Here is a 16,019-nt window from a genome sequence, read left to right as displayed (position 1 = left end):
GATTAACCAAGAAAAGCGACGTAAGATCGAGCAAAACAGAGCTTAGGTTACGTGAATTTTCTTGATGACTTTATAAAAATCAAGCTAAAAAGTGACCATCAATGAATACGAACTTTCAGTTTACGAGGCACCAATTCGATCCCAGCTTGATAACGTTTTGCCGAAGCGTTGAGTGCCAACGCGAGTGCGCTGTCGGCAATCAGCTCAAACTGCTGCGGCAACGAGTTGATTTTAATCGGCAAGAAATCAAGTAGACGGTTGTCACCAAATGTCGATAACTTAACCTGATTCATTAAACTTGGGTTTTCAAACAATACATCTAAAATCCCTTCAAGCAGAGTGTAGGAAGTCGCGACGATCGCATCTGGCATACTGTTATTGGCGATCCATTCATTCACCACTCGTTTGCCCTCTTCACGGTTAAAGTGCGCGCCATAACCGATGATACTGTGCAGATTTTTCGCTCTCAGCGCGGCTTCAAAACCCAACTGGCGTTCTTGCGAAATATTAAGCTCTGGTAATGCACCGACCAAACCAACGGTTTTAATCTCCGGCGTTAATAGAGAGTGAGTCAATTCAAACGCGGCGTTGAAATCTTCACTGATCACACAGGCGAAAAATTCATCATCTAACGGGCGGTCAATCGCAATAACCGGAGTACCTGAATGTTGCAACTTGAGATAAAACTCACTGGCGTGAGGAATCGCGCTGGCAACAAACAGTGCATCGATGCGGCGTGAGACCAAGGCATCCACCACCGACATTTCGGTATGCGGGTCATCGTCCGAACAGGCGATGAGAATTTGGTAACCCGCTTGACGAGAGTTCTGCTCTAACAATTTGGCAAGACGCGCGTAACTGGTGTTCTCAAGATCAGGGATGATGAGCCCAAAAGAGCGGCTATTTCCTGCTCGCAAAGCAGAAGCGGCGTGATCGGGACGGTAATTATGGGCATCCACCACCGCCATCACTTTCTGCTGGGTTTTTTCACTAATGCGGTACTTCTGCGCTTTGCCATTGATTACATAACTGGCGGTGGTTTTAGAGACTCCCGCTAACTTCGCTATCTCATCTAGTGTCATATCAACCACTCTTGTTCTGTGCGTCGGATCATAGAACGCATTTTTTGATCCTTGATGAAGTTGAATTATACGCTGAATCGATTCAGTATAAAAGCTGAAAGGATTCAGCAAAATTACAAAATGATAACTAAGGCTACATTTGACCATCACTCCGTCGATGTAAAGATGACCAAATGTGAGTGTTATTAAAAAATGAGCAGTGCGAATAAGTTGAACAGCGCCATTTTTCGTCAAAAATAGGTTTGCTGAATTTTTTTGGGAAAAAAGCTGAAACGATTCAGCTTGAATAAATCATACTAATAAACGATCACTTAGGTGAAATACATACTTCAAAGTGATAACGAATTAAGCCGTAAGGCAAAGAGGCCAAAATGCTGCAACTCAATTCCAACAATATTACTTTGGGCCAATCACCCACGAACAAGCAAGAGGCGATTCGAGCTATTGCAGCGGATCTAACCAACAAAGGGTTCGTCGAAGCAGGTTATGTCGATGGCATGCTTAACCGTGAAGCTCAGAATTCGACCTTTCTTGGTAATGGTATCGCGATCCCACACGGTACAACCGATACACGTCAACTGGTTAAGCAAACGGGTGTTGCCGTTCATCACTTCCCTAACGGCGTTGACTGGGGTAACGACACAACCGTTTATGTCGCGATTGGTATTGCAGCGAAATCCGATGAACATTTGGGCATTCTGAAGCAACTGACGCAAGTGTTATCCGCCGATGGCGTTGAAGAGAAACTGAAACAAGCGTCCAGTGCCAATGATGTCATTGCACTCCTCAATGGTGAAGTGCAATTTGAGCCTGATTTTGATGCTTCGTTGATCCAACTGCTTTTCCCTGCCAGTGATATGGTACAGATGAGCGCCGTCGCTGGCGGTTTGCTACGCAATACCGGCTGTGCCGACAATGAATTTGTTGCCGAACTGGTCACGAAAGAGCCAACCCACCTAGGCAAGGGATTGTGGTTAATCAGCAGTGACAAAGCGGTCAAACGCACGGGCATTTCGTTTGTGTCAACCGCCAATGCGTGTGAATACAATCAACTCAACGTCAAAGCCTTGATCGCGATTGCCGCTTGTAATAATGCTCACCAAAACATTCTGGATAAGCTCACGCAGCTTGTGCTTCAGCAACAGCAAGAAACCTTGCTCAATGCGAATGCTGCCCAATTATTGGCTTTCTTCAGCAATGACAATGAGCAAGCTCCGGCAAAAGATGAGAGCGCAGCAAGCAAGGTTGCGGTATTCAAAATCAAAAATGCACATGGTCTGCACGCTCGTCCAGGAGCGATGTTGGTGGCCGAAGCGAAGAAATTTGAAGCCAATATCAAAGTGTCTAACTTAGATGGCGACGGAAAAACAGCCAACGCGAAAAGCCTGATGAAAGTCATTGCGCTGGGCGTAAAACATGGCCACCAGCTTCAGTTTTCAGCTGAGGGGGCAGACGCCGAGCAAGCATTAGAATCGATCGGTAAAGCGATTGCTTCTGGTCTAGGTGAAGGGTGAGGATTAAGCCATGACAAATAAAGTCGTCACTATCACGCTAAACCCAGCGCTTGATTTAACAGGTAGCTTGGATGTGCTGAATGTTGGCTCAGTGAGCCTAGTCAAACAAGGTTCACTTCACGCCGCAGGTAAAGGGGTTAATGTTGCGAAAGTACTGAGCGATCTCGGTGCAAAGGTGACTGTGACCGGCTTTCTTGGCCGTGATAACCAAGCGTTGTTCTGTCAGCTATTTGATCAAATGGCCGCAATTGATGAGTTTGTTCGTGTTGATGGTGCAACCCGTATTAACGTGAAATTGGTCGAGAAATCAGGCGAAGTGAGCGACATCAATTTCCCCGGAGTTGAAGTGACGCCGCTTGCCATTGAGCAGTTCGAACGCACTCTCGAGAGATTAGCCGCTGATCACGACTATTTTGTGCTCGCTGGTAGCTTGCCACAGGGCATCTCTCCAGCATTATGTGCTTCGTGGATCGAAAAACTGCACTTCATGGGTAAAAAAGTGCTGTTTGATAGTAGTCGTGATGCCCTCAAAGCGGGTCTTGACGCAAAGCCTTGGTTGATTAAACCAAACGATGAAGAGCTTTCTCAATTTGTGGGGCGTGAACTACACACTCCTGAGCAATGCCAAGCTGCCGCCGCGCAACTGGCCGAAAAAGGCATTGAAAATATCGTGGTGTCGATGGGAGCAAATGGCGTGATGTGGTTGAACCAACATCAATGGCTGCATGCAAAACCACCACGTATGCAGGTCGTTAGCACCGTTGGCGCAGGCGATACTTTAGTCGCTGGCCTTTGCTGGGGACACATGCAGCAGATGGAAAAAACAGAACTGCTTACTTTTGCCACCGCCCTCTCTGCGTTAGCTGTTACGCAAGTCGGCGTGGGTATGTCAAACCGAAAACAACTCGAAACCCTACAACAACAAATCCAATTACAACCCGTTAGCTTAAGCGCTAACTCATAAGGACAGAAGGTCGTAACTATGAAGATTGCTATTATTACCGCATGCCCCAGTGGCGTTGCAAACAGCATCATTGCTGCCGGGCTGCTTGAACAAGCGGCAAAATCGCTCAATTGGACCGCTGTGGTTGAATGTCATTCCAGCATCATTCAAGGCCATACGCTCTCTAGCAGTGAAATCGACAACGCAGATGTGGTGGTTATTGCTCGTAATACACCAATAGATACCACCCGCTTTATCGGCAAAAAAGTGTACCAAAGTGACATTTCAGCCTGCACGTCTGATCCCGTTGCTTTTTTAAACAGCGCGATAAATGCAGCAACTATCCTAACTGAGCAAGAGGCAAAAACGGTGTCTGCGCCAGTCGTAACGCAAGCCGCTAAAAAAATCGTGGCTATCACCGCTTGTCCAACGGGTGTTGCACACACCTTTATGGCGGCAGAAGCGCTAGAAAACCATGCAAAACGCCTTGGCCACCAGATCAAAGTAGAGACACGGGGTTCTGTGGGCGCGAAAAACCAACTCACGGCGCAAGAGATTGCTGATGCGGATTTGGTGATCATTGCGGCCGATATCGAAGTGCCACTCGATCGTTTCAACGGCAAAAAACTGTACAAAACCAGTACTGGCCTTGCACTGAAAAAAACCGAGCAAGAGATCACCAACGCGTTTAACCAAGCGTCTATTTATACGCAATCGTCAGCGTCTAATAACAATCAAACCGAAGAGAAAAAAGGGGTGTACAAGCACCTGATGACTGGGGTATCTCACATGCTTCCTGTCGTAGTCGCGGGTGGTTTGATCATCGCACTCTCTTTTGTGTTTGGTATTGAAGCGTTTAAAGAGCAAGGCACATTGGCGGCAGCGCTGATGACCATTGGTGGCGGTTCAGCCTTTGCATTAATGATCCCTGTCATGGCGGGTTTTATTGCGTTCTCGATTGCTGACCGTCCGGGGCTTGCTCCTGGTTTGATTGGCGGGATGTTGGCAAGCTCTACCGGAGCCGGTTTTCTTGGTGGTATTGTGGCCGGTTTCATTGCAGGTTACGCCGCTAAATTCATTGCAGATAAAGTCTCCTTACCTCAATCGATGGAAGCGCTAAAACCAATCCTCATCATTCCATTTGTGGCGAGTCTCTTTACTGGCTTGGTGATGATCTACATCGTCGGTGGCCCTGTATCGAGCATCATGGCTGCAATGACTGAGTTCTTAAACAACATGGGCTCAGCCAACGCCGTACTTCTGGGTGTAATCCTAGGCGCGATGATGTGCTTTGACTTAGGTGGGCCGATTAATAAAGCAGCGTATACCTTTGGTGTTGGTCTACTTGCTTCGCAAACTTACGCACCAATGGCCGCTATTATGGCTGCGGGTATGGTGCCAGCGTTAGGTATGGGCCTTGCGACTTTCCTTGCCAGAGACAAATTCGAAGCCGGTGAACGTGAAGCGGGTAAAGCCTCATTTGTACTAGGTTTATGCTTTATCTCTGAAGGGGCAATTCCATTTGCAGCGAAAGATCCAATGCGCGTTATCCCAGCTTGTATGGCAGGCGGCGCGTTAACGGGTGCACTGTCTATGCTGTTTGGCGCGAAATTAATGGCTCCGCACGGCGGCTTATTTGTCCTACTGATCCCAAATGCGATTACACCTGTACTGATGTACCTAATCGCGATTGCGGCTGGTACGGCGGTGACTGGCTTTGGTTACGCCTTCCTTAAAAACCGCGCAAAAGCGAGCGAGAGCTCAACTGCGGCAGCAATATAATTTGCATCATTAATATTTAACTATCATGAGTGAGCAGCAGCGCTGCTCACTTTTTCACGCTTTTCCAGGGCTAAAATTCCTTTACACGCACCGCTGACACGCCGCATACTCACCCTCAGTTTAAGTAGCCTCGCGATAGTTATGATCCAATCATTGATGTTTGCCTTCTTGTTTAGCTTATTGAGCCTGTTCTCCTCGCTCAACCTCAATGCTACACAAAGCTTTTCGGCGAGTGAGTCTACGACAATCCAGCATGTTCATTTTTCCAGTCATCCATTTTTTGTTGATCGTGATGCAGCGATATTAACCACAAGGCATGAATCGCCACGAGTCAGTGGGCTTCGGTTAATCTCAGATGACGACGAAAAGACGAGCGCAGAAACTACCCTACTTTTTTACACTCTCAGTACCACTGCGTTTGTCGTCATTTGTTCTCTGTATATAGGTCAATCAACTCACGTTTTTGTGCGTAAAGCACTGCAATTTTCCAACCTGTATTCACGCTTCGCCCACGCTTAACACCTTTTTCAATCGGACCAATTATTACTATTTACTGATTGAGGAAGCTTGTTATGAATACTTTTTTGTCTATTTTCTCTGCCTTATGGCATCAAGATCTGTTTGCGCTACAACAGGTCGATCTGTCGTTACTTTACCTCTGCATTGGATTACTTATCTTCGTTGAAAGTGCATTTATTCCAGCAGCGCCGCTGCCTTGCGATAGTGTGATTGTACTGTGCGGTAGCCTTGCGGCCGTTGGGGTACTCAACCTTTATGCCATTATTGGCGTGCTGGTTTTTGCTGGTTGGCTGGGCAGTGCGATCGCCTTTTATCAAGGCCACCAACTTAAAGAGTGGCGATTAGTCTCAACTTGGCTCAACAAAGTCTCAGAAAAACAGTGGCGCACTACCGATAACTTGATCCAAAGGTATGGGCTACTGGCCATGTTCATGGGGCGCTTTCTGCCGGTAGTTCGTTCTTTGCTGCCTATGGTAATGGGGCTGCGTAATGCAGTAACACCAACACGCTTCCTGCTCGTCTCACCACTGAGCGCGCTGGCGTGGATTCTGTTTTTGGTCGGCTCAGGCTTAGGTATTTCTCTTTTGCCCGACAAGCTTGCCAAAATAGCCAATCATGCGTTGATATTAGCACCACTGATGACACTGTTGATCGCTATCTCAACGGTACTGGTGAGTTGGTTAATGCGTAAACGTTCACTGCAAAAAGCCCCTCGTATCAGTGAAGAAAGCCAGTAGATCACCGAACTAATCTCTCAGCAGTGTGAAGCTAATGCTTCCACTGTTGAAGAAATTAGCCAGCCTCTCTGTTTTATGGTGTTAGCTGACGTGTTAGAGATATCCAATACAAAGGTGGGTAAACTATTCAAAACCTAACACTACCGTTACACAATGTAATTAATAACATTCATTGTTACGAAAAAATTGAAACTTCTTTCTCAAAACCTGAGTTGACAGTCACATTCCCCAAAATAATTCAAACCTCATGACGTATATTGCCACCAAATACATGTCGAGGTTGTTATGAAAATATATCGTCTACTATTCGTTAGTTGCTTATTTCTGTTGGGATGTGCTTCAAATCAAGCATTCACTCCGATCAAAGAAGATCCCTATTGGGCGAGCGCCGAGCTGGCCAATGGCATGAAATACCACATTTATCCCAATCAAAAAGAACCCGTTTCCATCCGCTTGATTGTTCACGCAGCGGCATTTCAAGAAAACAATCAGCAACAGGGCTACGCTCATTTTCTTGAGCATATGGCTTTTAATGGCAGCGCTCATTATGCCGGAAATGATGCGATCAAAACCTTTGAGCAATCGGGGGTCAGTTTTGGCCCTGACATCAATGCTTATACTGCTTATCAAGAAACGGTTTACAAACTGGATTTACCCGATAACCAAGCGGTAGAGCCAGCTCTGGTTTGGTTTAGAGATATTGCCGATGGTATAGAGCTTACTCCTACATCGGTTGAAAATGAAAAACGCGTGATCATGGGCGAGTTTCGTTTTTCACGTAAAGAGGAGAAGAGCTACGCTCAAAACGTTTATGAGCACATGATTGCTAATACTTTATATGCACAACATGATCCCTTGGGCACCAAAGAGAGCGTAAACCAAGCGACACCCGAAGGGATTGCCGATTTTTACCGCACTTGGTATCAGCCACAGCTTACCGAAATCGTTATCGCCGGCAATATCACATTAGAGCAAGCCACGGCATTGATAGAAAAACACTTCGCGAGCTGGGAAAAAGGCAGCACGCCAATGCCGACTAGAAATCACAGCATTACGGCCAATAATACAGATTTTGTGGGTTACATTGGTGCCAATGACTCACCGAACATTAGCCTATTCATCGACCGTGGCGAGCAAAAAATAGCCAGCCGTGAACAACAAGCCCAGTGGTGGCTCGATGATATCGCCCAGCAACTGATACAACAGCGGTTATCCAGCAATTTCAGTGACGCCAACCTTCCGGCACTTTGGATTTATTCCCAAACTATCCCGTTTGAAACCCAGCGCTATTCGTTTGCAGAGGTCGGGTTTCCAGTGGACTCAAGAGAAGCATCGCAAAATCTCTTCTTCTCCACACTTGCTGCACTGCGTGATCATGGTGTGAGTGAGCAAGAGTTTCAGGCGATTTTCCGTCAGTATCAAGAGATGCTAGCGAACTTCGATAACAATTGGCAAAAAGCCACCGCGATAGATTTAGTCGAAGAAAAAACGCTGGCGCGCACATTGGATCAACCGATCCAGTCGCATTTAGACCGACGTTCGACGTTAACCGAATTTATCTCGACCACCAACAGTGCCATACTCGATGAACACCTTCGCAAATTATTGTCTAGCGACTACCAGATCAATATTGGGTTGGATAAAAGTGAAGACAAAGAATTAGTCGTCGCGACACTGCCAACACTCAAAACCCTGTTTGCCCAAAAAGGGCAGCCACCGCTACTACAAGAGGTCAATCAAGCTTTTGTAACACCTACGCAGATAGGTGCTATTTTGTCGGAATCTCAACCTCAAGAGCCGATGGATATCACCATTTGGACGCTAAGTAACGGTGTTGAAGTGTGGTATCGCAGAGACATTAACGCAGGGGAAAAAGTGTATGCCTCTTTGGCAAGCCTTGGTGGTAAAGCAAGCTTAGAGCACGATTTGCGTAAAGCTTCTGAAGTGCTTATTCCGAGTGCCATACGCGGTGGAATTGGTAACTTTAGCGGCTCTCAGTTGGATAATCACCTGAGAAGACACGGCATCATATTGAATCCCTACATCGACTTTACGTCGCATGGTATCAGCCTTGAATCATCTAAAGATGAGTTAGCCGAAGCGTTTGCGGCCCTTTATACGGCGATGACAGCCATCAACATCGACGACAGCCATCTGCAGTTAACAAAACAAGAGTTTAAGCAAAATCGAGATACTTTTCTTCGCTCACCCATTGGCCAGATGGCGCTCGCCATTAATCGCAATAGCTATCTGCCGAACACCACTCATTGGTTATACGAAGGATCGGACATCAATACGGTGAGTGTTGAACAACTGATGCAAACCCATGATGATCTCTTTAAGAAAAATAGAGGCTTTAAACTCTTTATTACCGCAGACATTAAACCTGCCGAACTGAAACCGCTATTGCGTACCTATGTAGCGTCATTAACCTTCAGCTCTGCACCTGAGGTCGATTATCGCATTGATTATCGCGCAGACTTTCAGCCTCGAATCGACATGGCGATCAACGATGAAAAAAGCAGTGCCTATCTTGCCAGAGTGATCAGTAACGACCCGGAACACAAATCGGCTACTACTATCTTTATGGATGATATGTTGTGGCGTGTGGCAAACCGCCGCATGGTGAATCAGGTGCGTGAACAGCTAGGGTTGGATTACGCTCCCAATGCTTTTTCGGTTTCAGCCGATAGTGAACCACATAATGATTGGCTATTTAGCGTGGACATTTCATCCAATGATGTCGATACCGCAGAGCAAGCCATTGATAAGCTGATTGACGGTTTATCTGTCGAAATAACGGAAGAGGAAACGCTCACCGCAGCAAAACAGTTGATTGCCGATCTCAAACCACTCAAAGACGACCCCAAGCAGATGAATTGGTTTATTCAACGTTATTCACTGCACGGGTACGGCATCGATGCGTTGTTTAACATAGAGCAAACGGCAAACCAAATCACCGCACAAGAGATGACGTTGAGAGCCAAGCAAATTTTTAATCACCACAACAGACGAACCAAAATTATTATGCGCCCGAAAGCGAAATAACAGCAGTAGAGTCAACCCTAGGATACTCAAACTGCCACCGCTCTCCTCTTGAGGGGCAACAGTTTGAGTATCAATCAGAACACGTACCCCATTTTGAGTGGCAACATAATATTTAGGCACCTCTGCCCCTGTAAGAACGCGCTGAATCCAGCTCTGATAATCATAAAGCTCCGTAAATACCGAGGTGATCGGTTGGTTAGTATCACCACATAGTGAAGGCCCAAAGCTGGTTAAACCAATTTGAATGTATTGCGAGCCATTAAACCAATAGACAGGCCCACCGGAATCGCCAGAACAGGTGGAGTTTTTATAAGCACCGCTTACCGCACCATCAAAACAGATCTGCTTTGAGGTCAATGTCGGGCCATAGAAAGCGCTACAGACGGCATTACTAACAAAAGTGAGGGTCGTTTCTTGTAACTGAGTATTTGAACTCGCGACATTACCCGCCATGTAGCCATGACCAATCGCTTTGTAATTATTACCAGCAGGGTAATCATTATTTAACTGAGTATTGAGTAGCGCAGAATAGTCCGCCACATTGAGCGGTGTTTCGAGCTTGATAATCGCAATGTCATCACGCCAGAGTGCACTGGACGAATTGATGTAAGTACTGGGGTAATAAAAAGCCGCCGCGCGCGATATCTGGATATTCCCGTAGGGGAAATCGGCCACATTATCCAACTGAGGCACTACCACCGTATAAAGCATGGTATCTTTTTTACCGTAAATACAATGAGCTGCCGTCAAAATAAACTGTGAATTGATAATACTCGCCCCACAAAAACTGTTGGTACTATACTGAGCGCTGCTTTGATATAAAAGGCTAGCAAAAGAAGGGTAAGTGGCACTGCTGGTATCCGAACCATTCACAATGTAAGGCTGGAAATCAACCGCATAAGCATTTGCTGATAGCATCGCACTGAACAGTATCCATTTGTACATCCATCACCTCGTCACTCATCTAGAAAGATACGCGTGTATCACTTTCAAGTTTAGCGCCCTAAGTGGAACCTGCTCAAAAAAGGCAATAAAAAAGCGACCTAAACAGGTCGCTCGAAATCAATAAGGGTTCAACGTCTACGAATGAAGGGGATAAACATCAGCAGTAAAGACCACCAGCCGAATGAACCACCACTGTCAGAAGGTGGGTTTAAATAAGCTTGGCGTTTCGCTTCTGTTGCGACAAATTTTGGTGGTTCAGAACCAAGCAGAACACTCTCTATCCAAGTAGAATAGTCAAGGATTTCCGTAAATACCGATGGAGCAGTAATCAGTGGGTCTCCACACTTGGTATTTGGCCCGAAGCTGGTTATACCAACTTGGATATAGTTACCGCCATTATGCCAAAATAACGGGCCCCCAGAATCTCCTTGGCACGTTGCATTTTTTAGCGATGTAAGTGCACTTATCGAACCGCTCATACATAAATTAGTATCGGGCACAGCAGTAGAACTATAAATACAAGAACTATTAGCCACATAGGCTAAATTAGTTTTCTGTAGATACGTTTTAGTATCAATATTAGAAGAGGTATTACCATGCCCAACGGCAATAAAGGTTTCACTTAATGAACGATAAGTACTATCAGAATTTGCGGTAGGCCGCGTTAAGTAGTCAGCAGACGACAGCATTGTCAAAGGCGCTTCAAGCTTGAGGATCGCAATATCATCCAAAAAGGTAGTGCTGTTATAGGTTGATGGATAATAAATTTCTGCCACTCGCGCTTTTTCTAATATGTTGTATGGGAAATCTGTTTCAATTTGCAGCTTAGGTACAACAGAGGTGAAAAGCTGATTTGCACTATTACCATAAACGCAGTGCGCAGCCGTCAATACATATTGGTTATTGAGCAACGAAGCACCGCAATAGCTTCCTCTTCCATACGAACCGTTATAATCAATTTGATCAAAAAACAAGCTCGCTATAGAAGGAAACTCCGCCACGCTTGCATACGAGCCGTTTACTATGTAGGGCTGAGCATCAACGGCGAACACATTGCCAGAGAAGGCGAGCGAAGAAAAAAGTACTACCCATTTGTTCATCATGTCATTCCTTATCACTTTGAACCCAGATAGTACTTAATCCGTTATCGATATGAAACATCTTTAAATGCACTTTTATTACATTTTATGATGCTTTAGCCGCGATAATAACGCTGAGCCACAAACGGCATTTTCTCAACCACCATAGGCAGCATTTTTCCGCGCACATCAGCAAAAATTTCTGTGCCTATCGCTGATAAATCAGCTCGGATATAGGCCATAGACACGGGCTTGCCGGCCGTCGGTCCCGCTGTACCACTGGTCACTACGCCTATATGCTGGCCATCAGCGTCAAATAGCTCCGTTCCTTCACGTACTGGCGCTTTAGTTAACCCCACTAAACCTACACGTTTACGTGCAACATCTTTGCTTTCGATCTGCCCAAGAATAATGTCTGCACCCGGGAAACCACCCGCACGCTCACCTTCAGCACGACGCACTTTGCTTATCGCCCATAACAAGCTCGCTTCAACTGGTGTTGTGCTGGTATCGAGATCATGTCCGTAAAGACATAAACCGCACTCTAAACGCAGTGAATCGCGCGCGCCTAGACCAATCCATTCCACTTCTTCATAAGCGGTCAGTTTACACGCCAATGCTTCGGCCTGTTCTGCTGGTACAGAAATTTCATAACCATCTTCACCGGTATAACCACTTCGGCTGACAATGCACTGGGCTCCATCGATGTCCATTAGCTGAATATCCATAAAGTGCATCGTCATCACCTGTGGTTGCAGGCGAGCTAACACTTCAGCGGCTTTTGGCCCTTGCAGCGCTAACAGCGCGCGATCATCAATGACTTCGAGCTCAACACCTTGTGGCAAATATGCTTGTAGATGAGCAATATCTTGTGCTTTACAAGCCGCGTTAACCACAACAAACAGATGATCACCCAGATTAGCGACCATTAAATCATCCATAATGCCGCCTTCTTTATTTGTGAAAAAGGCGTAACGCTGCTTACCTGCTGGTAAATCAATAATATCGACCGGAACCAATGACTCCAATGCTTGCGCGGCATTGGCTCCATGCAAACGAAGTTGGCCCATATGCGAAACATCAAACAAACCAGCCGCCTCGCGAGTATGCAAATGCTCTTTCTTTACCCCTAATGGGTACTGAACGGGCATGTCATAGCCAGCAAATGGCACCATTTTCGCTCCAACTTCGATGTGCAGCGCATGTAAAGGAGTAGTGAGTAGTGTTTGATTTGCATGTTCTTGAGTCATTTTTATCTCCATTTCAGCCGACCCAGCAGGGAATTCACCACCAAATGTTGGCTATTATGTCCAAAGAAGAGGAAACCATGTTTCCAATAGTGAACAAGAATGCGCCCGTTCGGGCGGATTAACAAGTTCAAAACAAGATGAATTGTCAAAATTAACAACCCAATCACAATTAAAAGTCGCGAGATGCTTACCATCGCCTGAGCTAAAAGTGATTAAAAGCACACTACAGATGGCAAAGCCAACAAATGGCAAACGATTGCTGTCACTATAAGAAACTTCGCGTTTTCACACTCATTTTGCCGTAACCCACAAAATCAATGCATCCTCTTCGCTGACAGAGACCAGCATGTGCCCCATGTTAGCGTCGTAATAAACGCTATCACCTTCCGCCAATCGAACCGGTTCATAAAATTCGCTATAGAACAAAACTTCACCCGTGAGGATCAACAAAAACTCCTCACCATCGTGACGAACCCAGTCACTGTACTCTTCAAATGCACGAGCTCGCACTCGGCTTTTAAACGGCATCATTTTCTTATTAGAGAGCTGCGTGGCGAGCAATTCATGCTCGTAAGTTGGGGTGGGATGCGGCTTTCCCTGACCAATACGAGAAATATCCCTACGACCTGTTGCCACAATTTTCTTTGGTGGCTCAAATAGTTGAGGCATATCTATCTGCAATCCATGAGCGAGTTTTTGCATCGCTTGGTAGGTTGGAGAAATCTGTTCGTTTTCGATTTTACTCAATGTAGATCGAGCTAATCCTGTCCGCTGGCTCGCCTCTTCTAGCGTAATCCCAAGCTTAGAGCGGATCTCTTTAATACGTTGCCCAAGCTTAAGCGGTTCGATCGTTTGTTCACCAGTTTCCTTGGCCAAAGTCAACGATGGGTACTCATCATAAATGTCTTCAGACATGCTTTCCCTCGATTGTTATCTTCCTGATTTCGGCCATCATTGTGGCATAAAGCCAACGCAAGGTTAAAGAGGCTGCACGTAAATAAAGCGTGCTCTTGCTTACAAAAAAAGAAACCATGTTTCCTATAGGAAATTTTTGATTGATTGTTTATAAGCCAAAGAGTATGTTACTGACTTGTTAGATAAAGAGATGCAGTTTACCACTTATTGCGGTTAGGGATTTAACAAGGTTTAAGTGGCTTTTCACCCCGTATTGTTGGGGTTGCAATCCAGTTTAAGGATAACTGACACTCTGCTTTTTTGTTGTCGCCTAACGGCTTAACGATAAGGCAGCCACTAAAAAGGAATGACGGAATGTTTAGCCAATCCGTCGGATTATTGGAAGGTCATCTACCATGAATGCCAACGTGAACAAAAGTTACCCCAACCACTGCCTTGAGAGCTTTTTCTCAACCAACCTTGCTGCCACTGATGATGCTGTCTTTGCGGGTATTCAAGCCGAATACGTGCGCCAAAATGAACAAATTGAGCTGATCGCCTCAGAAAACATCGTTTCAAAAGCCGTTATGCAAGCGCAAGGTACTTGTCTCACCAATAAATATGCAGAAGGCTACCCCGGCCGTCGCTATTACGGTGGTTGCGAACACGTTGATACCGTCGAAACCATTGCGATTGAACGTGCAAAATCCCTATTCCATTGTCAATACGCCAACGTGCAGCCGCATTCAGGCGCACAAGCTAATGGCGCGGTGATGCTGGCTTTACTGCAACCGGGTGACACGATTTTAGGTATGTCTCTGGATGCCGGAGGCCACCTCACTCATGGCGCTCGGCCTGCCCTCTCTGGTAAGTGGTTTAATGCTATCCAATATGGTGTCGATAGCACGACCTTAGAAATCAATTATGATGATGTACGCAGCCTCGCGTTAGAGCATCAACCAAAAATGATCATTGCGGGCGGCTCTGCCATTCCTCGCGTGATTGATTTTGCCAAATTCCGAGCCATTGCTGATGAAGTGGGCGCGCTCTTAATGGTCGATATGGCGCATATTGCCGGATTAGTCGCCACTGGTGCTCACCCAAGCCCATTGCCGCATGCCCACGTTGTCACGACCACCACACATAAAACCTTGCGCGGCCCACGAGGCGGTATGGTTTTGACCAACAGTGAAGAGATCAGCAAAAAAATTAACTCGGCGGTTTTCCCCGGCCTGCAAGGTGGCCCGTTAATGCACGTAATTGCGGCCAAAGCGGTAGCACTAGGCGAAGCGTTAGGCCCTGAGTTTCATCGTTATATTGATTCGGTGATCGATAACGCAAAAGTTCTCGCCGAAGTATTGCAAACTCGCGGTTGTGACATTGTGACTGGCGGGACTGACACTCATCTCATGCTTGTTGATCTTCGCCCTAAAGGGCTGAAGGGGAATATCGCCGAACAAGCATTAGAACGTGCAGGAATCACATGTAACAAAAATGGCATCCCATTTGATACCGAGAAGCCTATGATTACTTCGGGTATTCGTTTAGGTACGCCAGCTGGAACCAGCCGTGGTTTTGGTCGTGAAGAATTCAAACTCATCGGTGAGTGGATTGGCGATGTTCTCGATGGCCTTGTTGTGAGCCCAGAAGGAAACAGTGATGTTGAGCAACGTGTGCGCAAACAAGTTAAAGCGCTGTGCCAACGCTTCCCACTCTACCAATAGCCTTTTTAAATTAAACACAAGTTCAAATCAATACGATACTTTTTTGGAGATAAAGCAATGGACAATACACTGAAGTTTGCAGATAGCCACGAGTGGGTGCGCGACAACGGTGACGGCACAGTGACCATCGGTATTTCTCAGCATGCGCAAGAGATGCTTGGTGACGTCGTGTTTGTTGACCTACCTGAAGTGGATACGGAAATTGATGCTGGAGACAGTTTTTCTCTGGTTGAATCTGTCAAAGCCGCTTCAGATATTTACGCACCGATTACAGGTGTCATCGTTGAAATCAACGAAGAGCTAGAAGATAGCCCAGAACTCATCAACGAAGAACCGTATGAAGGTGGCTGGATTGTGAAAGTGAAGATGTCTGATGCTTCTGAACTCGACAATCTAAAAAATGCAGAAGAGTACCAAAACTCTATCGAAGAAGATTAATTAGCCCATCACGGATCAAAGCTGCCCAGCATGGGCGGCTTTTTTTTAAGGTCGCACACGATCT

Annotated in this window: 11 protein-coding genes and 1 pseudogene; 7 read left to right on the top strand and 5 right to left on the bottom strand. The window is 46.1% G+C overall.

All coding sequences use genetic code 11. From position 1 onward, the window contains the following. Positions 1–98: 98 nt before the first annotated feature. Positions 99–1,229: a catabolite repressor/activator gene (gene cra, locus EXZ60_RS01590; protein WP_277435170.1), complete on the bottom strand. Its 1,131-nt coding sequence runs from the start codon at positions 1,227–1,229 to the stop codon at positions 99–101. 224 nt (positions 1,230–1,453) lie between these two features. Between cra and fruB the strand changes: the two genes are divergently transcribed. The 5 genes and pseudogenes from fruB to EXZ60_RS01565 form a co-directional block, all read left to right on the top strand. Then, on the top strand, positions 1,454–2,596 hold the full coding sequence (fruB, locus tag EXZ60_RS01585) for a fused PTS fructose transporter subunit IIA/HPr protein (RefSeq protein ID WP_115340062.1): 1,143 nt from the start codon (positions 1,454–1,456) through the stop codon (positions 2,594–2,596). 10 nt (positions 2,597–2,606) lie between these two features. Next, positions 2,607–3,560 (top strand): 1-phosphofructokinase, encoded by a 954-nt coding sequence (pfkB, locus tag EXZ60_RS01580; RefSeq protein ID WP_017042404.1) that lies wholly within the window; start codon positions 2,607–2,609, stop codon positions 3,558–3,560. 18 nt (positions 3,561–3,578) lie between these two features. Continuing rightward, the gene (fruA, locus tag EXZ60_RS01575; protein ID WP_094163156.1) at positions 3,579–5,321 is read left to right on the top strand and encodes a PTS fructose transporter subunit IIBC; all 1,743 of its coding nucleotides are present in this window, start codon (positions 3,579–3,581) and stop codon (positions 5,319–5,321) included. Positions 5,322–5,893: 572 nt separating this feature from the next. Next, the gene (locus EXZ60_RS01570; RefSeq protein WP_277435169.1) at positions 5,894–6,577 is read left to right on the top strand and encodes a DedA family protein; all 684 of its coding nucleotides are present in this window, start codon (positions 5,894–5,896) and stop codon (positions 6,575–6,577) included. A 285-nt stretch (positions 6,578–6,862) separates the two neighbouring features. Beyond that, a pseudogene (locus EXZ60_RS01565) lies at positions 6,863–9,400 on the top strand (insulinase family protein); the annotation flags it as partial. Positions 9,401–9,475: 75 nt separating this feature from the next. Here EXZ60_RS01565 and EXZ60_RS01560 read toward each other — a convergent pair. The 4 genes from EXZ60_RS01560 to EXZ60_RS01545 form a co-directional block, all read right to left on the bottom strand. After that, positions 9,476–10,570 carry a trypsin-like serine protease gene (locus EXZ60_RS01560; RefSeq protein ID WP_277435168.1) on the bottom strand — a complete coding sequence of 365 codons (1,095 nt, stop codon included), beginning with the start codon at positions 10,568–10,570 and terminating at the stop codon, positions 9,476–9,478. 128 nt (positions 10,571–10,698) lie between these two features. After that, positions 10,699–11,688 (bottom strand): trypsin-like serine protease, encoded by a 990-nt coding sequence (locus EXZ60_RS01555; RefSeq protein ID WP_277435167.1) that lies wholly within the window; start codon positions 11,686–11,688, stop codon positions 10,699–10,701. A 77-nt stretch (positions 11,689–11,765) separates the two neighbouring features. Next, positions 11,766–12,899, bottom strand: a complete 1,134-nt coding sequence (gene gcvT, locus EXZ60_RS01550; protein ID WP_194567926.1) for a glycine cleavage system aminomethyltransferase GcvT — start codon at positions 12,897–12,899, stop codon at positions 11,766–11,768. Between the two features lie 291 nt (positions 12,900–13,190). Further along, complete coding sequence (locus EXZ60_RS01545; RefSeq protein WP_010320321.1) at positions 13,191–13,814, bottom strand: XRE family transcriptional regulator; 624 nt, start codon at positions 13,812–13,814, stop codon at positions 13,191–13,193. Between the two features lie 395 nt (positions 13,815–14,209). Here EXZ60_RS01545 and EXZ60_RS01540 point away from each other — a divergent pair, with 395 nt between their 5' ends. Both EXZ60_RS01540 and gcvH read left to right on the top strand, forming a co-directional pair. Further along, the gene (locus EXZ60_RS01540; protein ID WP_017043957.1) at positions 14,210–15,517 is read left to right on the top strand and encodes a serine hydroxymethyltransferase; all 1,308 of its coding nucleotides are present in this window, start codon (positions 14,210–14,212) and stop codon (positions 15,515–15,517) included. A 57-nt stretch (positions 15,518–15,574) separates the two neighbouring features. Then, on the top strand, positions 15,575–15,955 hold the full coding sequence (gcvH, locus tag EXZ60_RS01535; protein WP_277435166.1) for a glycine cleavage system protein GcvH: 381 nt from the start codon (positions 15,575–15,577) through the stop codon (positions 15,953–15,955). Positions 15,956–16,019: the final 64 nt, after the last annotated feature.

The organism is Vibrio sp. 1151_11, from assembly GCF_029478525.1.
Classification (GTDB): Bacteria; Pseudomonadota; Gammaproteobacteria; order Enterobacterales; family Vibrionaceae; genus Vibrio; species Vibrio anguillarum.
This window is presented reverse-complemented; position numbering and strand designations above follow the sequence as displayed.

Coding starts and splice junctions, on each gene's coding strand:
- gcvT (WP_194567926.1), bottom strand. CDS start 12,899: ATGACTCAAGAACATGCAAATCAAACACTACTCACTACTCCTTTACAT.
- EXZ60_RS01540 (WP_017043957.1), top strand. CDS start 14,210: ATGAATGCCAACGTGAACAAAAGTTACCCCAACCACTGCCTTGAGAGC.
- cra (WP_277435170.1), bottom strand. CDS start 1,229: ATGGTCAAATGTAGCCTTAGTTATCATTTTGTAATTTTGCTGAATCCT.
- EXZ60_RS01570 (WP_277435169.1), top strand. CDS start 5,894: ATGAATACTTTTTTGTCTATTTTCTCTGCCTTATGGCATCAAGATCTG.
- fruA (WP_094163156.1), top strand. CDS start 3,579: ATGAAGATTGCTATTATTACCGCATGCCCCAGTGGCGTTGCAAACAGC.
- gcvH (WP_277435166.1), top strand. CDS start 15,575: ATGGACAATACACTGAAGTTTGCAGATAGCCACGAGTGGGTGCGCGAC.
- EXZ60_RS01560 (WP_277435168.1), bottom strand. CDS start 10,570: ATGTACAAATGGATACTGTTCAGTGCGATGCTATCAGCAAATGCTTAT.
- EXZ60_RS01545 (WP_010320321.1), bottom strand. CDS start 13,814: ATGTCTGAAGACATTTATGATGAGTACCCATCGTTGACTTTGGCCAAG.
- fruB (WP_115340062.1), top strand. CDS start 1,454: ATGCTGCAACTCAATTCCAACAATATTACTTTGGGCCAATCACCCACG.
- pfkB (WP_017042404.1), top strand. CDS start 2,607: ATGACAAATAAAGTCGTCACTATCACGCTAAACCCAGCGCTTGATTTA.